Annotated in this window: 24 protein-coding genes and 1 tRNA gene; 8 read left to right on the top strand and 17 right to left on the bottom strand. The window is 53.9% G+C overall.

What is annotated here, in order from left to right; all coding sequences use genetic code 11:
* The first annotated feature begins 436 nt into the window (after nt 1-436).
* The gene (locus ACR0EO_RS20850; protein WP_480692821.1) at nt 437-2,470 is read left to right on the top strand and encodes a GIY-YIG nuclease family protein; all 2,034 of its coding nucleotides are present in this window, start codon (nt 437-439) and stop codon (nt 2,468-2,470) included.
* A gap of 191 nt (nt 2,471-2,661) precedes the next feature.
* Here ACR0EO_RS20850 and ACR0EO_RS20845 read toward each other — a convergent pair whose 3' ends face one another.
* The 12 genes from ACR0EO_RS20845 to ACR0EO_RS20790 all read right to left on the bottom strand — a co-directional run bounded on the left by ACR0EO_RS20845 (nt 2,662) and on the right by ACR0EO_RS20790 (nt 10,613).
* Entirely contained in the window at nt 2,662-3,570 is a 909-nt protein-coding gene (locus ACR0EO_RS20845; RefSeq protein ID WP_480692819.1) for a COG3904 family protein, read from the bottom strand.
* 321 nt (nt 3,571-3,891) lie between these two features.
* The gene (locus tag ACR0EO_RS20840) at nt 3,892-4,263 is read right to left on the bottom strand and encodes a cupin domain-containing protein (RefSeq protein WP_480692817.1); all 372 of its coding nucleotides are present in this window, start codon (nt 4,261-4,263) and stop codon (nt 3,892-3,894) included.
* Nucleotides 4,264-4,560: 297 nt separating this feature from the next.
* The gene (locus ACR0EO_RS20835; RefSeq protein WP_480692816.1) at nt 4,561-4,842 is read right to left on the bottom strand and encodes a hypothetical protein; all 282 of its coding nucleotides are present in this window, start codon (nt 4,840-4,842) and stop codon (nt 4,561-4,563) included.
* A gap of 24 nt (nt 4,843-4,866) precedes the next feature.
* Entirely contained in the window at nt 4,867-5,280 is a 414-nt protein-coding gene (locus tag ACR0EO_RS20830; protein ID WP_480692814.1) for a hypothetical protein, read from the bottom strand.
* Between the two features lie 153 nt (nt 5,281-5,433).
* Complete coding sequence (locus ACR0EO_RS20825) at nt 5,434-5,949, bottom strand: peptidoglycan recognition protein family protein (RefSeq protein WP_480692812.1); 516 nt, start codon at nt 5,947-5,949, stop codon at nt 5,434-5,436.
* A complete protein-coding gene (locus ACR0EO_RS20820) occupies nt 5,843-6,160 on the bottom strand; it encodes a hypothetical protein (RefSeq protein WP_480692811.1) in 318 nt (105 codons plus the stop codon). Before ACR0EO_RS20820 ends, ACR0EO_RS20825 begins: the two co-directional genes overlap by 107 nt.
* Nucleotides 6,161-6,172: 12 nt before the next feature.
* Nucleotides 6,173-6,937, bottom strand: a complete 765-nt coding sequence (locus tag ACR0EO_RS20815; protein ID WP_480692809.1) for a hypothetical protein — start codon at nt 6,935-6,937, stop codon at nt 6,173-6,175.
* Nucleotides 6,938-6,965: 28 nt separating this feature from the next.
* Nucleotides 6,966-7,640, bottom strand: a complete 675-nt coding sequence (locus ACR0EO_RS20810; protein ID WP_480692807.1) for a hypothetical protein — start codon at nt 7,638-7,640, stop codon at nt 6,966-6,968.
* 11 nt (nt 7,641-7,651) lie between these two features.
* Nucleotides 7,652-8,596, bottom strand: a complete 945-nt coding sequence (locus ACR0EO_RS20805; RefSeq protein WP_480692805.1) for a hypothetical protein — start codon at nt 8,594-8,596, stop codon at nt 7,652-7,654.
* A 657-nt stretch (nt 8,597-9,253) separates the two neighbouring features.
* Nucleotides 9,254-9,469, bottom strand: a complete 216-nt coding sequence (locus ACR0EO_RS20800; RefSeq protein ID WP_480692803.1) for a hypothetical protein — start codon at nt 9,467-9,469, stop codon at nt 9,254-9,256.
* Complete coding sequence (locus tag ACR0EO_RS20795; RefSeq protein WP_480692802.1) at nt 9,466-9,705, bottom strand: hypothetical protein; 240 nt, start codon at nt 9,703-9,705, stop codon at nt 9,466-9,468. The genes ACR0EO_RS20800 and ACR0EO_RS20795 overlap by 4 nt, the downstream gene beginning before the upstream one ends.
* A gap of 242 nt (nt 9,706-9,947) precedes the next feature.
* A complete protein-coding gene (locus ACR0EO_RS20790) occupies nt 9,948-10,613 on the bottom strand; it encodes a recombinase family protein (RefSeq protein ID WP_480692801.1) in 666 nt (221 codons plus the stop codon).
* Between the two features lie 210 nt (nt 10,614-10,823).
* Between ACR0EO_RS20790 and ACR0EO_RS20785 the strand changes: the two genes are divergently transcribed.
* Complete coding sequence (locus ACR0EO_RS20785; RefSeq protein WP_480692800.1) at nt 10,824-10,985, top strand: hypothetical protein; 162 nt, start codon at nt 10,824-10,826, stop codon at nt 10,983-10,985.
* Nucleotides 10,986-11,160: 175 nt separating this feature from the next.
* Here the strand turns inward: ACR0EO_RS20785 and ACR0EO_RS20780 are convergent, their stop codons facing one another.
* The 3 genes from ACR0EO_RS20780 to ACR0EO_RS20770 form a co-directional block, all read right to left on the bottom strand.
* On the bottom strand, nt 11,161-12,906 hold the full coding sequence (locus ACR0EO_RS20780) for a DUF6538 domain-containing protein (protein WP_480692799.1): 1,746 nt from the start codon (nt 12,904-12,906) through the stop codon (nt 11,161-11,163).
* 100 nt (nt 12,907-13,006) lie between these two features.
* Nucleotides 13,007-13,082, bottom strand: a tRNA-Ala gene (locus ACR0EO_RS20775).
* A gap of 142 nt (nt 13,083-13,224) precedes the next feature.
* Nucleotides 13,225-13,551 carry a TIGR02300 family protein gene (locus ACR0EO_RS20770; protein ID WP_480692798.1) on the bottom strand — a complete coding sequence of 109 codons (327 nt, stop codon included), beginning with the start codon at nt 13,549-13,551 and terminating at the stop codon, nt 13,225-13,227.
* A gap of 100 nt (nt 13,552-13,651) precedes the next feature.
* Between ACR0EO_RS20770 and ACR0EO_RS20765 the strand changes: the two genes are divergently transcribed.
* From ACR0EO_RS20765 to ACR0EO_RS20755, 3 genes are all read left to right on the top strand, one after another.
* On the top strand, nt 13,652-14,347 hold the full coding sequence (locus ACR0EO_RS20765; protein WP_480692797.1) for a M48 family metallopeptidase: 696 nt from the start codon (nt 13,652-13,654) through the stop codon (nt 14,345-14,347).
* Nucleotides 14,348-14,377: 30 nt separating this feature from the next.
* Nucleotides 14,378-15,025, top strand: a complete 648-nt coding sequence (locus ACR0EO_RS20760; protein WP_480692795.1) for a GntR family transcriptional regulator — start codon at nt 14,378-14,380, stop codon at nt 15,023-15,025.
* 111 nt (nt 15,026-15,136) lie between these two features.
* Nucleotides 15,137-16,264 carry a lytic murein transglycosylase gene (locus ACR0EO_RS20755; protein ID WP_480692794.1) on the top strand — a complete coding sequence of 376 codons (1,128 nt, stop codon included), beginning with the start codon at nt 15,137-15,139 and terminating at the stop codon, nt 16,262-16,264.
* Between the two features lie 3 nt (nt 16,265-16,267).
* Here the strand turns inward: ACR0EO_RS20755 and ACR0EO_RS20750 are convergent, their stop codons facing one another.
* Entirely contained in the window at nt 16,268-17,230 is a 963-nt protein-coding gene (locus ACR0EO_RS20750) for an acetyl-CoA carboxylase carboxyltransferase subunit alpha (protein ID WP_480692793.1), read from the bottom strand.
* A 123-nt stretch (nt 17,231-17,353) separates the two neighbouring features.
* Here ACR0EO_RS20750 and ACR0EO_RS20745 point away from each other — a divergent pair, with 123 nt between their 5' ends.
* The gene (locus ACR0EO_RS20745; protein WP_480692791.1) at nt 17,354-18,187 is read left to right on the top strand and encodes an AraC family transcriptional regulator; all 834 of its coding nucleotides are present in this window, start codon (nt 17,354-17,356) and stop codon (nt 18,185-18,187) included.
* A gap of 1 nt (nt 18,188) precedes the next feature.
* Here ACR0EO_RS20745 and ACR0EO_RS20740 read toward each other — a convergent pair whose 3' ends face one another.
* Nucleotides 18,189-18,785, bottom strand: coding sequence for a LysE family translocator (locus ACR0EO_RS20740; protein ID WP_480692789.1), 597 nt, complete (start codon nt 18,783-18,785; stop codon nt 18,189-18,191).
* Between the two features lie 72 nt (nt 18,786-18,857).
* Here ACR0EO_RS20740 and ACR0EO_RS20735 point away from each other — a divergent pair, with 72 nt between their 5' ends.
* Nucleotides 18,858-19,310: an Lrp/AsnC family transcriptional regulator gene (locus ACR0EO_RS20735; RefSeq protein ID WP_480692787.1), complete on the top strand. Its 453-nt coding sequence runs from the start codon at nt 18,858-18,860 to the stop codon at nt 19,308-19,310.
* 121 nt (nt 19,311-19,431) lie between these two features.
* The gene (locus ACR0EO_RS20730; RefSeq protein ID WP_480692786.1) at nt 19,432-20,007 is read left to right on the top strand and encodes a PA14 domain-containing protein; all 576 of its coding nucleotides are present in this window, start codon (nt 19,432-19,434) and stop codon (nt 20,005-20,007) included.
* The last annotated feature ends 8 nt before the right edge of the window (nt 20,008-20,015 follow it).

Raw genomic sequence — 20,015 nt, 5'->3', positions numbered from 1 at the left:
CCTCTGCCACGCAGCTAGATGGCCGCCGAGCGCACGATGAAAAAGAACGCCATCTACGACCACTGTGCGGACAAAGCTGACAGAGGCTGGGGAGCTTGCTTTCTATATCAGAAGAACATTCCAAATGAACGACAATGAACTTGTGAAATGGTTCTAAGTCATAATCAACTACCAAAATGAACCGGTGAAAGGCAGAAACGAAAACGACTGGGTCACAATCGGTCTTCTCTTCGTATCAATCTATTGCTGGGCGTCATACTCTGGCGGGTTTGGTAATTACCCTCAGAGGGAATTGGGCAAAACAAAACAAACCTTTGGCAGTTCATCGCAAGCATCCTAATTGACCGGATGCTAATTTCCGACCGTGTCCCCATCAATGAATGAGAGCGCGATGAATTAGTTATGCGCCTTATCTCAACAAACAAAGATAACTAAAATGAAAAGAGTCCCTAAAGGTTACTACGAAACGCCAGAGGGTAAAGAATATGCCAGATCTCTGGCTGCTAAATTTGACTCAAAAACGAAGTTTCGTAGAACTCATGCTCCGGCCGCTTTGGCAGCCGTCAAGCTAGGCTATTTTGACGAAATTACTGCTCACATGCCTAAGATGACGTCCAAGCCTTCTTACTGGAAGACCGATAAAGGCATCAAAGAAGCCCATGCTAAAGCTCAACAATGCGAGACCAAAAGTGAGCTTAAAGAAAAACACCGCAAAATGGTGGATGCTATCTGGAAAGCCAATCCTGATCTCTACAACAAAATAACGGCTCATATGCCTGAACGAATAGTCAACGCTTCAAAGTGGAGAACTCCAGAAGGTATTGAAGAAGCCAAAGCAATTATCCGCGACTGGGAAGGCTCAGTCACCGAGCTTAGCAAAGAAGTTCACCATCAGATGTGCTCAATTCTCATAGAAGAAATTGGGCTGGATGAATGGTACGAAATCACATCTCACCTCAGAGCCCAGAGAATAAAAGGCTATTGGAAGTCTGAGGAAGGCTACCAAGAAGCAAAAGAGCTAGCCGCTCGCTACGAGCATCCTAGCCAGTTTACCAAAAATCATCCTAATGCTTCAAATGGGGCTAGAGAGCATGGCTACTACGCAGAAATCACTGCTCATATGACCATGATGCAAAGACCGGTTGGCTATTGGGACACTCCTGAAGGCAGGCAAGAGATGATCGACGAGGCTGCCAAGTACGATGAGTACTTCGAGTTCAGAGATCAATCCAACCAAGCTTACATGGCTGCGAAAGCTAGGGGCTTAATTGACGAGCTTGGGCCTCATCTTTCCAGGCGTCAGAAACCTAATGGCTACTGGACTTCTTCTGAAGGCATTCAAGAAGCTCATGATTCAGCTAAGACTGTCAACACAAACTCTGAGTTTAAAGCTAAGTTTCCAGCAGCTCATAGTGGAGCGTTCATAGGCGGATATCTCCAAGAGTTGGCAGACCTTTATTGGGAACAAGTTCAAAGACCCATGGGGTGGTGGAAGTCTCAAAACGGAAAACAAGAAGCTATCGAAGCCATAGCAAAGTTTGACAATCTCACTGACTTTAGAGAAGCGCACTACGACATCTACACTGCGATAGTTAAAGAGCCTTACTATAAAGAAATCGCTGGCCATTTAGACAGAAGGACTAGAGAAGGCTACTACGAGACCGAGGAAGGTTTTAATGCAGCTCTAGAGTCAGCAATGAAGTGCAGCTCTGTCTCTGACTTTAGAGAAAAGTTCGGAGCTCATCATAGCGGCATCTACAAATTAGGCCTAATTCCTGAAGTTGCTGATCTCTGTGGTTGGGACTATTCTGTCAGCAAACCGAAGGGATACTATGAAACTGATGAAGGGTTTTCTGACATCAAAGTTTCAGCTGAGTTGTGCGAAACTAAAATCCAACACAGGCTTGAGTTTCCTAAAGAGCACTCAGCAGCTCACAGGCTCGGTCTCTTAGATAAAGTTGGTAGTCACTGGATAGAGTTCTACCGTGACCTGACAGAAGAAGAGGTTTGGGAAACTGGTAGGAAGGTCAAGACCAGGTCTGAGTTCTTTCGTGAGCACGGCTCAATTGCCAACAAAGCTCGTGACCTTGGAATTCTCCAGGAGGTTTTGGCTCACCTTGATTACCAAGAAGGGGGCGGCTTTAGAGGAAAAGAGCCGGGGATTTTGTACGTAATTGGTGTTCATACACCTCTTGGGTACATACCCAAAATCGGCATTTCTAACACCAGCGTGGAAGTACGTTTTAGGACAGAGAAAGCTGAATACGACACCTTGGCCGTTTGGGACTTCGAAGTTGGCTATAATGCCAGAGATGCCGAAACACTCATCAAACGTATGTTTAAAGAGCATTCGTATGACGGCTCTGAAGTTCTAACTTCTCACGGACATTCAGAGATGTTCAAAGTCGAAGTGTCGAAATTCCTAGAAACTGTCAAACAGGTCGCTGAAGACTACGGAGGTGTAAGATAAAGGTCTGATTTGTGCACTAAGCAGACGCTAAGCGAACTCTCCTGAATGACCACTTTCAGGCTAGCGGTTGTACTTAGCTGCAGTACCCTGTGCGTCTCAACCGAGATTTGGCCGCAGATGTCTCCAAGTACCTTTAGCGCCCACCCGAGTACCTCGCGCAATCCAGAGCATGCCCCGCAAAAGGAGGTAGTTCAGTCATCCCTTCTAACAGTTCCTTCGAGGCTGCAATTGAACCCATGGTAATAGGTGCAACCCGGACCTTGACTGAGTTCCAATCCTCCTGATTGACCGTTTTCGATTGACAAAAAACAGTGTGCGGCTGCAATCCCCACTTTCTCTTTCAGTCTTCTTACGAAACCATGTAATTGCCCTGAGCAACCGGGCGAAACCGCAGTCATCGTCCCAAATTTTCCATCAATTTCGAGACTGATGGTACCTCCATAAGGACTGTCCCCAGAATAATTTCCGTCAGTAAGATCGGGAAGATTTACCACTTGAGCTTGCACGTTGGATGGTGTGACTTTGTCCTTACCAGCGTATTTTGGGCGGGGGCCAGTTAGACCAAGCATCTCCAATTCAGCAGCATCATAAACATGCATGTCTTCTGGAGCGGTTCTAAGCATTTCAAGAATAACATCATTGGAAACAGAGAAGCTCTCCATAAGCTCAATAATGTCAGCCAAAGCCACCTGCCCAGAGTTCAAGTCCGGCGACTCAGACGAAATTTGGTGCACTCCGACTTTCCCTTTTGCTGTGCGATTGACACCTGCAAAGTAAAGAAAAGCACATGCTGAGTAGCAGCTGTCCGGCCCCATAACGACAGTGTGTAAACCCATTCTATCAATGTGCTTAGCTAAGATAAGTGCTGAGTAAACGTCACCCCCAGGACTGGAGAGTGCGATAGTGGTCGCATCAGGTGTCATATCCAATAGGTTGGAGAACTTCCAAAGTGACAGTTTATCAATCCTACCATCCAGATAGATTGTAGATAGATCGTCCTCGTTATAAAAAAATGGTTGGTAATCCAGGTGCTCTTCAGCGGCGGCAAAACCAGACGAAAAGGAAACGGAAAGAAAAAGATAGAGGAGATACTTAGTCATCTAGGATCATCAGGTTGCGGTTGTCTTCGGAAGTTGGATCACAGCCGAGTTCACGTTGCAACCAAATTGGTCTGGCATAGAAAGACAAAAAGAACCTTTTGCGCTAGGTCGCATCCAAACGCATGACATGCTTAGGTTTCAACTTTTCGGCGACATTTTGTTGGGCCAGTTCTAGCCCTAAAGAAGAAAATGCAGTATCTAGGGGTGGAAACTCGCACGCGTCGAGTACCTTGTTCTATCCACACAGCTCTTCCACACTCATGTAGGGCCAAAGCTATGATTGGGAAACTGACAAAATTCGATCATGCCGGGCTTCGGCCATCAGAACCCGTCGGCCTTGTACCCAAAGAAGACCTTCGTCACATCCTCGAAAATGTCCCAAGTCATACGACTTCCATCCCGCACGAAGAGACTGTCTCCTGGTTTGAGTTCACTTACCTTACCGCTTTCCATATCGATCAAGCGACAGCTCCCCGACAGGATGGTCATCAGCTCATCCCCCTGTTCGGTGCACTCAAACGCTCCCTTTGTACACCTCCAGATACCCGTACGGGTCGTATGCCCCGGACCTCCGGCATCCAAGCGGCCTGACGCGCAAGGATCGCCGACTTTGATTTGATATTCGCTTTTAGGGTTGTCTAAGGGCCATTCATCCAACGGCCCAACATCATCCCCGAGTTTATAGTCCCACATCTCTCAATCCGATTTGCCCCAATTGTTTGGAGCAGTATAGTTCCGTGGCATATCCAACTGTTCGGAAGAATGCCAGAAATGATGAGCGTTATCTCAATGTAAGCTTTAAGGCCCTCTTCCAGCCATTTCGGACTCATGGGGCCTTGGAAGCATTATGAAGAGAAGCTAGCCATACGGAAATTGAAGAACTGCAGGTGCGCTCACAGTCGCCACACGCGTCGTGTTGGTCGCAGCGGCCCGGTATTTCCCTCGGAGCCGCCCGCAGCTAACGCTTTTAGGTTTTGATCTTGGCCATCGTCATCTCAGACCTTCCGGCATTGCCAAACCGCAACTGCGGGCAATTCGGCGAATGTCGTTTACCATCGATGCGTAGCCCTCATCTAAAACAGATACGATATCAGCACGTTCCCCGTGGCCGGGTTTGATCATCTGGTTGGGATGCGCGGCTGTGATTTGGTCAGCTTCTTCGCACATCTCTCGGCGCATCTGACGGATACCCGAGAGTACAGACAGTGTGCGCTTCCAGCTTTCAGTATCGTCGGTTAATGGCCCCACTGTGGGGTTGGTCTTTGTTGTCATGTCGGGTCCTTAGATTTTGCGGCGTCACTGAGCCGCCGGGTTGAACAATGGGAACTGCTGGAAGATCGACCGGGCATCCCGATAGAACTCGTCTTTAGGCAGGGTTATTCCCTTCGACCGGCGCAACATGTCTCGCCAGATCGGCAACTGTGTGTTGGGATCGAAGGGCTCGTCGGTCAGATGCTCGAGGGCGATCACTGCGGATTGGTCGTAACGATGCCGGGTGCGGCGTCCTTGGAGACGCGTGAGCATTTCTTCGATCCTCCAGTCGATCACCTCATCACGGCGTTTGCCGATAAGGGTCTCAGCCTTGGTCATCGGGGCGGCTGCCTTGGAGATTACCTCAAGGTCTGCCTTGTGTTGGCGGGTTCTGCCGTGCAGCGGAGTGTATTTTTGGTAGTGACGCTTGGCGTCACCTATTGTGATGGCGTTGGCCATTTGGAGGGGTCCTTTTCGGAAGCCTCAAAATTCCTAAAACAGCACTTCCCTACCGACCCCTGAGGAGGGTCGATTTTGGCCTCAAAAAAGCCAATGAAATCAATGGATCACGGGAGGTGTTTTTGGGGATCGAGGGGGGGGATGTTGGTGGCGTTAGTGGACGCCTAGCGTCATCGCTTCGTTGCGGTCGAGGGTTTCTTCGAGTTCAGAGTCGGCAGCTTCGTTTTGCTCGTGCTGGACAAAGGAGAACTTCTCGAGGCTTTCGTCGATCTCGAGAGGTACACCGAGTGTATCCGCGAGTTTCTGATAGAGGGCTTCAAGTGCGTCACGCTGGGCAGTCGTGAGGGTCTCGGAGAACTTACCGGTCTCCCGGTCTCGGCCCCCCACTACGCCAATCTGGATATGGCTTATGGTGAAGTTCTCTCGACCGACTGCGCCACGCGTCAGGGGGTGTCTACAGAGTTCAATCGTGCCATCGACTTGTACCAAGTAGTGCCAGCCAATGCCGAAGCGACCAGTCTTGGCGTGTTCGGCGTCGATGATTGTCGCGTCGATGCGTGGATCAGGTGGATGGTGGGTGTACCTGACCATCAGACCCGTGGTTTTCTCGCGGGGCAACGTGGCGAACAACGATGTTCGCAGGAACGTATCGGCTCTCTTGATGTTCAACATTGGTGCTTGGTCCTGTCTTCACACGCTCTGCCCATGCTTCGAGTTCACTGAGCGTCAACTGCCGGGTCCCAGTTGGTGAACGACCCTCTTCAATCAGATCGACGGTCGCGTAAAAGTAGTCCGGGTCAGCGCAGGCACGGGGTTGCATACGGTTCAGAACCAGAGCGACGTCTGTGTCCCAAACCATGTCGGCTAAGTCGTCATTCATGGGTGACCAACGTCAGTGACCAAGTTGTTCACGGATGTGCCGAGCGAACTCGGTCCAGGTGATCCCGTCGGCACGGCCCGCCGCGCGGTCCAGAGCAAACTGGCGAACGCAACGATCAACACCAGTATGCGTGTCTGATGCCTGTTTCAGGAAGTCGAAGCCATCTTGCCCAAGTTCCTGCATTGCGCTCTGGGTTGCGGCCTCGGTAATTGTGCTTTGAACATTCGCGAACATGGCGCGAGTGCTACCATCCACGTCTAGCTCCGATACCGACCCATCAGCCAAACCGCGCATGGTTTCAGTAACCTCATCGACGGACATACCGGACATAGCAATCTGACCGAACGCTGTTTCATACGTCTGGGCTTCTTCCATCGTCATGATGCTGTCATCAAGCGAAGAGTTCAGCCCGTCGATGACATTGTCAAACTCATCATGACCCGTGTCGCTGCCTTTGGGTTCTTCGGGCGTTTCGACTACCGCAGAACTATGTTCCTGCGCTGCCCTTTGAGCCGCGCCAATCGACAGCCCTTCATCAAAGACGGCGTCGAGCAATCCTAGTTCTTTAGCCTGGGCGACCTTCATTGACATCCCTTGTACGTTGATCACGTCGCTGTCTCTGAGATCGCCCTGTGAGTGAACATCGCGCTGCGTGTTCTTGGTGTCGCGGACGGTGACGCCCCCGCTCACGTAGTCTGCGCTCGAAGCGTATGATTTGGAGGATGGCATTGTTTGTGCGGTGGCATCGCCGCCACCGAGGGTTACTCTTTCAACCATGTTTCTTGTGTCCTTTGGAATGGGTTGGTTATCGAAGACCGAGTTCGATCTCGGCCAACTCTTGCGGTGTTGGTGGGTGTGAGTTTTCGATTAGGGGCAGACCAGTGATCGCCTTGTCCTCATCGAGAGACATCAGGTGGACGGGGCATAGTTGAGCCAGTGCGTCCAGCGCGTAGCCTTTTAGCCGGAGGCGGGTGAACGCCATAACCAGATGCAGTTTGGTTTCCTCGTCGATCTCGCGCTCGTGGAGTTGGGATAGAGATGAGACCTGCCCATCGCGGCTTACAAGCTCGAGCCATGCTACGCCGACGGCGCTTTCCTTTACTTTGTTGCTCATCTTTCGTGTCCCTCGGGGTTTTGCGCTGCTGCGTTCATCGAGCGTTGCCTCGAGTGCCTCGACCTTGTTCTTCCATCGAGCGAGTGTCTCTTCTGCTTTGATGATCTCGCGTTGTTCGGGGGTGAGTTCGGCCTGCCCAATTCCATGAACTTCGGCACAGGATAGACAGTTGTATTCATCGCCGAATGGAGCGGGGAACCTCACACTACAGGAGATGCAGAACTTGTAGGTAATCCTGCGGTTCTCAGAGATGCACCGGGTACATCTCGACGCTTTTGGCTTGTGAGTTTCATGTGCTTCGCCGCAGGCGTTGCAGGTCTTGAGGTACATCTGCCGGGGTGGCTTCTTGGGTTTCAATCTGGGCATCGCGACGGTCCTTATGTCTTCGCAAGCAGCCAGCTTGGGTCTGGCATTGGGGGTGCTTTCAGTACTGCGTTGGGTTTGGGCGATGGTGTCGGTCGGGGTGTCAGATCGGAGAGCGAGTCGATGCCTTCGGGCCAATGACCAGCGATCAGCCCTGAGGATCTACGGATCAACTTGTGGTATCTCGAGGGTATCTCTGAGGACCTCGGTAAGACGTGGTCGAACAGGCTATCTCCGAGGAAGTCGGTACGCATTGAGCGCAGCGGTACTGAGACCGGTGGATGTGCATCACCAGAGGCAAGGAGGCGACCGTACGCCGCCACAACGAATGCGGTTAGGTCTCTGTCGGTTCGATGCAGACCGAGTCGCTCAGCAGCGCGGAGGGTGTGTGTACCGACAATGGCGAAATCGGCATAACTCAGACGGTATTTGGAATATCGAACATCACCGGTTAAAACCGCTTCCTTGCGACCAGGCGGGACACATAGACCTTGACGACCCATGAACGTCGAACCGGCGAGGTAGACGTTGTACCTGTGTCCCGTTCCGACGAACTCCCGAGCCAAGGTGTAGTGTACGAATGCCCTGACGATAACCGAGGCGTTCGGTTCATACCGTCTACCGACCAATAGATGCTGCAACCGTTCTCTTGCTCTGCCGTATCGCAACACGGTCATTCTGTAAGCTGGACGATCATCCCACTCACCGACCCGATGGCGTGTACCTCGGGCAAACTTAACGGCCTTGGTGATCTCGTAGCGTGTCGGGTTGAAGTGCTTTAAGACAGACCGGGCAACTTTGTTGACCGCATCACCGGCGACGAAGCCACCAAGTGGAACACCACGGTTCCTTACGACCGACTGGCACCGGGAACACAGACCCCATCGCTGCGGTGGTCTTTGTCTGAACTCGTAGGCTGGTAGTGAGTTGTCGCATTTAGCAGAGGCACAAGTGATCATGGTGGCCTCGCTAAGTTGTACGTTGGGAATATTCGGGGGTCTCTGCGAAACAGTCACCAAGGAACAGAGACCCCCATCAACCCGCCCATGCGTCAAGCTGACAAATGCAACACGGACGGGGTGGAACGGTAATAGGCCCCACTAGCTCGACCACTCGATACACGCAGGGTGTACCTTGGGGGAACTGTGTGGGACCTGAACCAGCATCGACCAAGGACCAAGATCGATGCGGTATAGGGATTAGGATTGATGGTTGTCGGTGATGATCATTCACCTGACGAACACTGACAGAGAACTGTGAAGCCTTGAGAGGAACCTGATCGTGTAACTATAGGTATATCTCTTTGTATCTGTTCTCATAAGGGTGCAGTAATTCCAACCCATTGATTTACAACGAGGTGTACCGAGCGTGTCATCGACCGTCAAATGACCATCATCGATCATCTACACAGAGGAGATGCAGGGGGTGAACCTGACGGGATACCTAGAGTGATACACTAGAGGTATATCTGTCGTTTCTGTCTCTCATAAGGGGCCAGTAATTCAGAACCCCTTGTTTCATTGGGTTTCTGACAGTCCGGTCCCGGCCAGCAGATCACCAGCCGAGACGTTTTAAGGTCATTCAGAAGTCAGCAGTTATTGCCCAAGCCTCATGCCCTACTGCGGCAACCCCATGTATCGAGCGACAGTAAGTAGGTCGTCGATCTTCCGCTGCAAATCCCTGTACTCTTCATCACCCACAAGACCATCGCGCTCCACTTTATCCATCACACTTTTCTGCGTCATGTGGATTGCAGCATCGAACGCGAACGCTTGAACTTCGGGCGTGGAAGAGAAGTGTTTTAAGTCCAACTTGCGGCGGGTGCTGCTCATACGCGCAATGCCTCAGGCGGGCGGGCATCTGACTTTTCGGTCTTGTTGCTGGTCATGAGGATACCTTTGGTGACCATCAAGAGGAACGTGAGCGGCAAGCGTTTCCAGAAGTTGCCTTTGAGTTTCGGAAGCGGGTCGGCGTGAAAGCCGTAGTCGTCGCCGTATGTAAGTTCATGAACACGTTGTTCGAGGATGTCCTGAACCTGTTCGAGGTCATTGCGTGTTTGGTTGTCCATACCGTCGCTTCCTTTTTCGTAAATGCGATACGGACACCTACGAGCCGAGACTCGCTGAAGTCAACAATTTAATTGTTTATTTTCATATAGTTAAGGCATCCTTACCCTTGCGATATCGTATGTATTTTCCAGCCGAGAAAGAGGGCGAGACTACCCTTGGTTTACATGTACAGACCACCACCTAGGAAAGGACAAGAACACGCCCAATACGGGATGAATTGAGCCGCGAACGCCCCTGAAATCTAAGAGTTCACCTCCAATCTCTCGATGATCCGTTTCACCTGAGCGGCACTCCAAGCACCACCCCGCGCAGTCGCCACGCCAGCCTTATCAAGCTCCGCAGCGATCTCCCGTAGTGACCTACCTGCGTCTCTCAGGGGCAACACAAGGCCCCGCACCTTCTCAGCCCTTGCGGCAGCGTTGGCCTTCACAACTTCGTTCCGCTTCATCGTAGCATCACGCATACCACCGAGCTTCTGACCTCGAGCCTTAGCGGCCTGAAGTGCCGCCTTGGTTCGCTTGGATATGAACTCGCGTTCCTGTTCCGCCAAAGCCGCATAGACGTGTAGCTGGAACTTGTCGGCATGGGGCATCGAGGCGACACGCAAGGACAACTTCGTGTCGTCCATCAGCGTTGCAATGAAGGATACCTTGCGTGACAGGCGGTCCAACTTGGCAACCAGCAACTCGGCCCCTGCCAGCTTTGCTAGGGTGATCGCCTTGGTTAGCTCCGGGCGCTCATTATCTGCCCCGCTCAGTACGTCAGTGAACTCCCCTATGACCTCGAAGGTTTCGTCAGAGTAGTTAGCCAGGAACAAGTCTATGTCCCTTGTCTGGGCCTCTAGGCCTAGCCCAGAACGCCCTTGTTCGGTCGTAGATACTCGTCGATAGGTGACGTACTGCTTCATTGATTTGCCTTCCTCTGATGGCTCAATTCAAGCAGATAGGCGGTGTCGTTACAATCATCAAGGAAGGTTGTGAGTGTTACACTCTCGCTTAAGAGCAATGAGGTTTCCCGACATACGGACATACAAACGCCAAATTAGCTTGCGACGTTGATGCGGCTGAGGACCTAAAAAGTAGTCAGCCTATTCAGCGATTGGGGGAAAAATACTGCGATGGATAATTCAGACAAAGTACAGGCTTGGTTGATGGCGATAGTCGGGTTGGTGTGCCTCTATTCGTCCGGGCAAATGGGCGCGGGCTATACAGCGTTGGTGAGTGCTGGGTGCGCTTTGGGCGTGGGTTTCAAGCTCGGGCGTAGCTACCGGGAGGCTTGAGGTGGCGGTGCCAGCAGTGTTCAGGGAAGTGAAACGGGGCGGGTACCCCCGCAAGAATACCCCGGTGTACTGAGGGGAGTACGGGGGGTATCGTGGGAAGGATCACGTATTCATTACCCACTCAGATTTTTGACCCAAAATCCGACCTGGCAACCAACCTGAGGGTACCTTAGGGTTATCTGAATTGCTCCGTGGTTAGTTCCGAATAACTAACGCGGTGTATTGCCTCTCTTAGCATATCCAACCGGTAGACCCCATCACCATAGCGTCCAGCCATGCCTTGTTCGGCGTGACCCTGTATCGCGTTCATGATGTGTGGGAGAACGCCACCATTGCGACAAGCATCCTCAAAGTTGTGACGGAAGGAATGAAATGACGTCTTATCTGTCTTCACCCCGATGCGCTCGAGGTATCGGCTAAAGAACTTCGAGAACTCTCCCGAGCGGTACCCCGAGGCATCCACCTTAAGCTCAGGAAAAAGCTGATGCTCATCCGCATCGCGCTGCTCATCAACGAACTCGAGGAACCCGAGTTCAATAAGTTTCCCATGAACAGGAATCCGACGCCTACCGCTTGCCGACTTGATCTTCTGATCTTCGGCTTCGTCCGTGATGTCCAAGAACGTGATCCCGTCATCTTCGCGTACATCCTTGACGGTCAACTGGCAGAGTTCGTTGAGCCTCGCCCCCGTGAACAACCCGAGGAGCGGCAACCAGTACCGTGCGGTACCACGCAAGGAATGATCTCCCGGTTCTGCGCAGAAACGCTCAGACCGGCAACCCGTGTAGAGGGGGCTATTGAACAGCTTGGTCAACTGGTCTGGGCTGAACGGGTCCCTTTGCTCGCGAGCGTTGACCGTTTCCTTGATCGTCAAACCTTTGAACAACCCGGTTCTGATCCCGTCATGGTGCGCCTCTGCCCAATTCCAGAAGGCACCGACCCGGCGCAACGCTTTGTTCAGTGTAGCACTGCTCATCGGCGGCATACCCGTCTCAGCGGCCTTATCAGCGGCCTCTAGGATCGAGAGGTTTCTGACCTCGGGTTTCTTCTTCCAGTTCGCCGGTAGCTTGAGCAGGACCGCCTTGAAACGTCGAGCATCGTCCTTGTTGTATTGAGAGAGGGCCTTGTCGCCTGCGATCTCCTTGAACGCGGCCATCCATGCCAAGTGATCGTCACGCACCTTGGGTGACCATGCACCTCGCGCCTTCTCTGCTTCCCAACTCGTTACGGCGTCGGACAGAAGATGTGCTTGTGCGCGACTATCTGTGTCGTTCGGGGCTACTTCGGGGTAAGGCGGGGTAGGTACGGGTTGGCCAACATCTCGTTCCTTGGTGACCTCGTAAGCCTCCACAGACGCCTCTTGGAGCGCCCTGATCAACCTCGGCCAACTTGGGGAACCCTCGGCCAGTTTCAAGTCGATACCGTCCCACGTGAGAACCTCTTCGGCCTCAGACCGGAAGAACTCATCGCGTTTGCCCCGAGCGAGGTTGGCTCGATTGACTTCGTTCATGTCTTGGTTGAGCTGTTGCCATTCCTCAAAGGTTGGGCGCGGTTCATAGGCGATGGGTTCGTCTGGATCGTCGGGGTCCTCGAAGCCCGCTAGACGGACCTCTTCGTCTTCATCCAAGAGGTGATGCAGGTAGGCTTGCTTTGCCCGAGCTATCTGGATGGGGGTGAGTTCTTCCAGAGGGGCCTCGGCATCCTTCTCTTGCTGCCTGATTAGCGATCTCCGGTGTTCCTCAAACAGGCGATCAACTCGGGCTGCTTCGATACGGACCCTAACGAGTGCCTCAGCCCTGTTTTTGGTGCGCAAAGAGAAGGTTTCTTCGACCTTACCATACGAGTCAGCAAGGTCCTTCGGGACGGCAGCACGGTGATAGTAGGTCGATCCACGGCGATACAGACGGGGGTGTCCAGGCATCTTCTCAAGAGTCCTCACTGTAACACCTCAATGTAACAGGCCCTTGGGAAAACCATTGAAAACCATGAAGTTATTGAGTTCAAAGCATATCATGGAAATTTGGTGGAGCCTAGGGGAGTCGAACCCCTGACCTCTTGCATGCCATGCAAGCGCTCTCCCAACTGAGCTAAGGCCCCATCTAGGTACTGCCGAAGCAGTGGACGGACGTTTATGAGACGGTGGCGGCGAGTGCAAGTCCAAAAGAATGGAAATCGCCAAAAAGTTTACTGCCCTCGTCCGAGGTGGCATGAGGCGGCACGGGGCCGCCTCGGACCGGTCTTAGTTCTCGTCTTCCGACGACATGTCGGTGATATCGTCAAGCGAGACGTTATCATTTTCGTCGTCATCATCGTCCAGCAGATCATCGTCCAGTTCGACATCGACGTTGTCGTCATCATCCAGAACAAGATCCTCTTCCGAAGCACCTTTGCGTGCTTTGGCTGAGGCTGCATCTTCTGCATCCGCAGCGATCATCCGGCTTTTGCCGGCTTCAAGCTCCACGATCTCGCCGGTATAGGGGCTGATGATCGGGTCCTTGTTCAGGTCATAAAACCGCTTACCGGTTGTCGGGCAAACGCGCTTTACGCCCCATTCTTCCTTGGGCATGTCAAATCCCCTTGATATCAGGTGAGTCGTAATAATGATTCAGGTCACGTGCCACATGCGGCTGGCACTGTCAAAGCCTTTGCGCAGGAGAAACAGGCATATGGGAGATCACGCACTGCCCGGGACGCCTCCGGTGCCGCTGACGTTGCGCAAGTCAGCGCGGGCGCGGCGGATCAGTCTGCGGGTTTCGCAACTGGATGGCCGCGTGACGCTAACCTATCCGCAAAACGTACCTGAGTCCGAAGCGTTGAGCTTTGCGCGCACCAAGGAAGATTGGATACGGGGGCATTTGCAGGGGCGACCCGACCCGGCAGTTGTGCAATTCGGTCAGACAATACCGATCGAAGGAGAGGAGCGTCGCATTGTGCCTGCGGAAGGTCGGCGCGTTTTGTTGCAAGGTGATGAAATCGCTGTGCCCGAAGGCGCCGAAGCGCGACGTTTAGGGCGATTCCTAAAGGAACTGGCGCGGGATCGTTTGACCGGCGCGTGCGATGATTATGCGGCTATGCTGGGTCGCCCATACTCCAGCTTGACCATTCGGGACACCCGTTCCCGTTGGGGATCGTGTAGCTCAGCAGGCGGATTAATGTTCTCATGGCGGCTGATCCTGGCCCCGCCAGAAATCCTGCACTATGTCGCCGCGCACGAGGTAGCGCATCTGGCCGAGATGAACCATTCCTCGGCATTTTGGGCTCAGGTTGAACGGATTTTTGGTGACTACAAGCACCAGCGGCGCTGGTTGCGCGACAACGGGGCGCAGCTTCATCAATATCGATTTGAAGCTCCGACGAGTTGACCCCAGTACAGTTTGTGATCACATGGGGTAATGTTAAGTTCTCGCTCCTCAGACTCTCAGACTGCCACGCATGATCGCGTCTATCGCGCTTTGCGGTCGCGTATTATGCACGGTGAAATGGCGCCGGGGCAGGCACTAACCCTTCGCGGGATCGGTAAAGAATTTGGAGTTTCGATGACCCCGGCGCGCGAAGCCGTTCGACGCTTAGCCGCCGAGGGTGCATTGTTCCTGTCATCGTCGGGCCGCGTTTCGACGCCGGAACTGACCAATGACCGGATCGAGGAGTTGGCCGCTCTGCGCGCCTTGCTCGAAGTCGAATTGGCCAGCCGGGCCTTGCCGCGTGCTCATATTGCGCTCATTGACCGGTTGCAGACCATCAATATGAACGTGGCTGAAATGGTGACCAAACGCGATGCCGTTGGGTACATTCGGACCAATCTGGAATTTCATCGCACGCTCTACCTGCGAGCGCAGGCCCCGGCAATGCTGGCAATCGCGGAAACAGTCTGGTTACAGCTTGGCCCCACTATGCGGGCCCTCTACGGCCGCCTGCGCCGGACAGAACCGCCGCATTATCACAAGCTTATCATCGCGGCATTGCAGGCGGGGGATGAACCAGGCTTGCGTCTGGCGGTTCGCTCGGATGTGACGCAGGGCTTGCGGATGTTGGTAAGTTAGGCGGCTTGTCGCCGAGCGCGCCACGTTGTTTCGGATTGGCTTCGTCGTTCTGGCTTGCGGATTGGGTCTGGGTTACTCTGAACCAAACCACAACAAGAGCAGATTTCAGACATGATCAATCGACGGATTTTTTCCCTGGGCCTTGGTTCCACCATGTTGGCTGCGTGTTCCGGAGGCGTGCCGTCCAGCACGCCCGCTTCACGGATGCAGGCAGTCCCAAATGCGGGTTGGGACGCATGGGTCGCTGGTTTTAAAGGACGCGCCGCATCGCAAGGAATTTCGCAGGCCACGATCAACCGGGCCTTTCAGGGGGCGGGATATTTGCCCGGCGTCATCGAGCGGGATCGTAACCAGGTCGAGTTCAAGCGCTCTCTCGAGGACTATCTGGCGATTGCAACCTCGGACGAACGGATCAGCACCGGTAAGCAGATGCTGGTACGTCACGCTGGGACGCTATCGCAGATCGAAGCTAAGTATGGCGTGGACAAAGAGGTTGTCGTTGCTGTTTGGGGATTGGAAAGCCGCTATGGCGCCCGCCGAGGGGATGTGCCCGTGGTTTCTGCGCTTTCGACCCTGGCCTATGATGGGCGGCGTGGGCAATTCTTTGAAAGCCAGCTGATCGCAGCGCTAAAAATCTTGCAAAATGGCGACACGACCCCTGACAACATGACCGGCAGCTGGGCCGGGGCGATGGGGCACACCCAATTCATCCCAACATCCTACCTTGCATATGCGGTGGATTTTACCGGGGACGGGCGGCGTGACATTTGGTCCGAGGACCCAACAGACTCCTTGGCTTCGACGGCCGCTTACCTTGCTCGTGCGGGTTGGGTTCGTGGACAGCCTTGGGGCGGCGAAGTTGGAACGGTATCGGGTACCCCGGTTGCGGTGCTGCAGCCGCAGGTGCCAGGACCCCGTATCGCAGTGTTCCGGAACTTTCAGGTTATTAAGCGCTATAACAACTCAGACAGCTACGCGATTGGCGTTGGGCACCTTGCGGACCGCATCGCAGGCGGGGCGCCGTTTCAGGCCTCTTTCGGGCCGGATGCGACGGGTTTGACGTTGGACGATCGCAAAGAGCTACAGCGCCGTCTGACGGCAGCTGGTTATGATACACAGGGCGCAGACGGAGTTATCGGCAACAACACCAAGTCAGCCATCAGCGCCTATCAGCGCGCCAGCGGTGTTCCGGTGACCGGAGAGCCTTCGGTGGCTTTGTTGCGCAGCTTGGGTGGCTGACGGTTACGCCGCCAGCCCTTTTGAACCGATATCCAGGAATTTCTGCCGGCGGTCCTTGATAAGGGCCGCCGCGTCCTTGCCGTCCAACTCTTGCAGCATAGCGGCGATAGCCGCGCGCACGGATTCCACGGTTGCTTCGCGATCCCGATGGGCCCCGCCCTTGGGTTCTGAGATGATGCGGTCACAGACGCCCAATTTATTCAGGTCTTGCGCGGTCAGACGCAGGGCCTCGGCCGCTTCGCGCATTTTCTCAGCATCCTTCCACAGGATCGAGGCGCAGCCTTCAGGTGAAATCACTGAATAGACCGAATGCTCCAGCATTGCGACGCGGTTTGCGGTGGCGAACGCGACAGCACCGCCCGATCCGCCTTCGCCAATGATGACCGAAACCAATGGCACGCCGATCTTGAGGCACATCTCGGTTGAACGGGCGATGGCTTCGGATTGACCGCGTTCTTCCGCACCCTTGCCTGGGTATGCGCCTGCCGTATCGATCAAGGTAATCACAGGCAATCCAAATCGACCGGCCATCTCCATCAAGCGTACTGCTTTGCGGTAACCTTCGGGGCGCGCCATACCAAAGTTACGTTCGATCCGCGATTTGGTGTCCGAGCCCTTTTCATGGCCGATTACCATAACCGGTTGATCGTTAAAGCGGGCAAGGCCGCCAATAACGGCCAAATCGTCAGCAAAGTTCCGGTCGCCCGCCAGCGGAGTGAACTCGGTGAACAGTGCTTCGACGTAGTCTTTGCAGTGGGGGCGTTCAGGGTGACGCGCCACCTGGCATTTTCGCCATGGTGTCAGGTCGCCGTAAAGCTCGTCCAGCAGCTTGGCAGCTTTGGCATCCAGCGCGGCGGCTTCTTCGGCCACGTCCATCTCTTCGTTGGCACGGGCCAACGCGCGCAGTTCCTCGGCTTTGCCTTCGATCTCGGCCAGCGGTTTTTCGAAATCCAGATACTGGGTCATGACGCCTCTCAACGCGGAAGTTCTCTGCTATATGACCTGAGGTTGCCCGGGATGCAACTCAGCAAGATTTGTGGATGCAGAATATGCAACCTCGGACAGGCAGAAACAAAAGGATGGATGCCGATGGCTGCCAGTTATGAAGACCGCATTCTGCGCGTGTTGTCCTATATTCACGATCACCCTGATGGGGACTTGTCGCTGGACGCACTGGCAGATGTGGCCGCGATGTCGCGGTTTCACTGGCATCGCGTGTTTCGGGCCCTGACGGGCGAAACCTGCGCGCAAGCCGTGCGCCGTATCCGATTGCACCGAGCGGCTTGCTGGCTGGTGCAGTCGGACAAGCCGGTAGCACGAGTTGCTGCAGAAATCGGTTATCCAAACCTGAATTCCTTTTCGAGGGCCTTTTCCGAGGTCTACGGCAGCAGCCCTGCCGCGTTTCGCAGGGCTGGACAGTTTCTGCCTGCTAATCCTCATTTCAAAACCGGAGAATATCCAATGCATCCTATTACCACGCGAACAGAACCCGCCCGCCGTGTCGTCGCTCTGCCGCACAAAGGGGCTTATGCCGAGATCGGCAAAAGCTTTGAAGCCTTTGGCGCACTTTGCGAGTCCCGGCAGCTTTGGTCTCAGGTTGGACCGGCGATCGGAGTTTATTTGGACAGCCCAGATGATGTGCCCGAAGACGACTTGCGAAGCTATGCAGGGGCCGAAATTCGGGGTGATGCCACGCCTGAAGGTATTGAAAGCCTGAACATCCCCGGCGGGAAAACCGCTGTTCTGACGTTCAAAGGGCCATATTCGGGACTTGCTGCGGCTTATCACACTCTGTTTGGAAACTGGTTGCCAGAATCGGGTGAAGAACCTGCAGACCGGCCCTGCTATGAGATCTATCTCAACGATCCGCGAGAGACCGCCCCCGAAGACTTGCTGACCGAGATCTGCCTACCGCTAAAGTAACTTAGTGCGGCCAAAGGACGGGATAGAGCGAGGCGATGAGCAGCGCGGCCATAGTCCAGTTGAAAAAAACCAGTCGGCGCGGGTTCGTGAGGATCCGCGCCATTTGTTGTCCCAGAACAGTCCAGGTGCTGACCGATGGCAGGTTTACCGCACCGAAGATTAGCGCAACGATCAGGATAGCCTCTACTGTGTGGTCGGGCGTGTAAGCGGTCGTCGCCGTCAACGCCATGGCCCAAGCCTTGGGGTTCACCCACTGAAACGCGGCAGCCTGAAAAAAGGTCATTGGGGTTCCGGTTGCAGTTTCACCCTTGGCTGGTGCAGCGTGTGCAATTTTCCAGGCGAGGTACAGCAAGTAGGCAACAGACGCGACTTTCAGCACGGAGTAGCTGACCGGATAGGCATCAAAAACCTGAACCAATCCCGTTCCGACCAGCAGTACCATAAAAGTAAATCCCAGGCCTATGCCCAGCATGTGTGGAATTGTTCGGCGAAACCCAAAATTTGCTCCCGAAGCCATCAGCATCAGGTTGTTCGGTCCCGGTGTTATCGAAGAGACGAACGCAAAGGTGATCAGGGCAAAAAGGATCTCATAGGTCATGTCGGGATAATTGCTGCAAAAAGAACAAATGAAATTGCGTTTTGATGCGTTTTGGCAGTAGTTTTGCAACTAATGGCGAAGATAGATCAGATAAACCAACACATATTGCGTGAGTTATCACGTGACGGTCGCATCAGTAACTTGGAGCTCGCCGAACGCGTGGGTCTTTCCCCGTCGGCTTGTCTGCGCCGAGTGCAGGAGCTTGAGCGCGGGGGCGTGATCTCTGGATATCGTGCAGTATTGAACCCGGCCGCGATGGGCGTTGGGTTTGTTGCCTATATCGGCGTTGGTCTGGGTGAGCACACCAAGGCTGCTCAGGAAGGGTTCGAACGCGCCTTGCAGCGGACCCCCGAAGTTGTTGAATGCCACAACATCACCGGAACGATTGAATACCTGTTGCGCGTAGAATGCGCTGACCTTCCGGCCTACAAAACCTTACACACCGAAGTGTTGGGAACTCTGCCGCACGTGACCTCGATCACGTCTTACGTGGTGATGGGGTCTCCCAAAGATATGCGGGCTTGATTAGGCAAGGTGGTTCTTAACTGCCTTGCAGGGTAAAATCTCTGGTCTTAGAGTCGTGCAAAGCACCCGATCTAGAAGAGGGGAAATAACCCCTGATCGGTCCAAGCTCAGGGAGATGACTATGAAACTCGTTCGGACCGGAACGCTTGCAGCAATTATGGCATTGATTACCGGCGTCGCCACGGCTGCGCCGCTGAAACTGCAGCCAGCAAACCCTCAACCCAACCCGAAAGCGGGCTTGAACGTCAAATATGTTGGAAATGGCACGCAGCGGAAAATCCGCGATTTAGGCCAGGCGCAGCAAATGTTGTCGAAGGCCAAGCCAGGCCAGCCGCTTCGCGGTCTGGACTACGCCGACACATACAAAGGCGAACCCGTACTGACATTCAGCGACCCCTATAACGTGGCCGCTGAGATAACCGGCTACATGCGGTTCGACACACCCGGGATCTATGAGTTGGAAACGTGGTCGAATGACGGGATAGATGCATGGGTCGGTGGCCAGCAGATTGGATATGTCCGGGGCATTCAGGGATGCGAGGCCAATCAACGTACCGAGGTCGAAGTACCTCAGGCCGGATGGTATCCGCTTAAGATCACTTACTTCCAAAAATTGGGGACGTCCTGCCTGATGATGAAGTCAGGTAAACAGGGTGAGCGTATCACCTGGACACCAAACAACGTCTTCGGCCGGTAGGAAAAAGG

The organism is Ruegeria sp. BE9 (assembly GCF_056538765.1).
Note: the sequence above shows the minus strand (reverse complement) of the source record. Positions and strands in the feature narration are given on the sequence as shown.

Coding starts and splice junctions, on each gene's coding strand:
- ACR0EO_RS20800 (WP_480692803.1), bottom strand. CDS start 9,469: ATGAGCAGCACCCGCCGCAAGTTGGACTTAAAACACTTCTCTTCCACG.
- ACR0EO_RS20750 (WP_480692793.1), bottom strand. CDS start 17,230: ATGACCCAGTATCTGGATTTCGAAAAACCGCTGGCCGAGATCGAAGGC.
- ACR0EO_RS20845 (WP_480692819.1), bottom strand. CDS start 3,570: ATGACTAAGTATCTCCTCTATCTTTTTCTTTCCGTTTCCTTTTCGTCT.
- ACR0EO_RS20805 (WP_480692805.1), bottom strand. CDS start 8,596: ATGATCACTTGTGCCTCTGCTAAATGCGACAACTCACTACCAGCCTAC.
- ACR0EO_RS20770 (WP_480692798.1), bottom strand. CDS start 13,551: ATGCCCAAGGAAGAATGGGGCGTAAAGCGCGTTTGCCCGACAACCGGT.
- ACR0EO_RS20760 (WP_480692795.1), top strand. CDS start 14,378: ATGTTAAGTTCTCGCTCCTCAGACTCTCAGACTGCCACGCATGATCGC.
- ACR0EO_RS20830 (WP_480692814.1), bottom strand. CDS start 5,280: ATGGCCAACGCCATCACAATAGGTGACGCCAAGCGTCACTACCAAAAA.
- ACR0EO_RS20730 (WP_480692786.1), top strand. CDS start 19,432: ATGAAACTCGTTCGGACCGGAACGCTTGCAGCAATTATGGCATTGATT.
- ACR0EO_RS20815 (WP_480692809.1), bottom strand. CDS start 6,937: ATGGTTGAAAGAGTAACCCTCGGTGGCGGCGATGCCACCGCACAAACA.
- ACR0EO_RS20820 (WP_480692811.1), bottom strand. CDS start 6,160: ATGAATGACGACTTAGCCGACATGGTTTGGGACACAGACGTCGCTCTG.
- ACR0EO_RS20745 (WP_480692791.1), top strand. CDS start 17,354: ATGGCTGCCAGTTATGAAGACCGCATTCTGCGCGTGTTGTCCTATATT.
- ACR0EO_RS20755 (WP_480692794.1), top strand. CDS start 15,137: ATGATCAATCGACGGATTTTTTCCCTGGGCCTTGGTTCCACCATGTTG.
- ACR0EO_RS20765 (WP_480692797.1), top strand. CDS start 13,652: ATGGGAGATCACGCACTGCCCGGGACGCCTCCGGTGCCGCTGACGTTG.
- ACR0EO_RS20790 (WP_480692801.1), bottom strand. CDS start 10,613: ATGAAGCAGTACGTCACCTATCGACGAGTATCTACGACCGAACAAGGG.
- ACR0EO_RS20810 (WP_480692807.1), bottom strand. CDS start 7,640: ATGCCCAGATTGAAACCCAAGAAGCCACCCCGGCAGATGTACCTCAAG.
- ACR0EO_RS20835 (WP_480692816.1), bottom strand. CDS start 4,842: ATGACAACAAAGACCAACCCCACAGTGGGGCCATTAACCGACGATACT.
- ACR0EO_RS20840 (WP_480692817.1), bottom strand. CDS start 4,263: ATGTGGGACTATAAACTCGGGGATGATGTTGGGCCGTTGGATGAATGG.
- ACR0EO_RS20740 (WP_480692789.1), bottom strand. CDS start 18,785: ATGACCTATGAGATCCTTTTTGCCCTGATCACCTTTGCGTTCGTCTCT.
- ACR0EO_RS20735 (WP_480692787.1), top strand. CDS start 18,858: ATGGCGAAGATAGATCAGATAAACCAACACATATTGCGTGAGTTATCA.
- ACR0EO_RS20795 (WP_480692802.1), bottom strand. CDS start 9,705: ATGGACAACCAAACACGCAATGACCTCGAACAGGTTCAGGACATCCTC.
- ACR0EO_RS20780 (WP_480692799.1), bottom strand. CDS start 12,906: ATGCCTGGACACCCCCGTCTGTATCGCCGTGGATCGACCTACTATCAC.
- ACR0EO_RS20850 (WP_480692821.1), top strand. CDS start 437: ATGAAAAGAGTCCCTAAAGGTTACTACGAAACGCCAGAGGGTAAAGAA.
- ACR0EO_RS20785 (WP_480692800.1), top strand. CDS start 10,824: ATGGATAATTCAGACAAAGTACAGGCTTGGTTGATGGCGATAGTCGGG.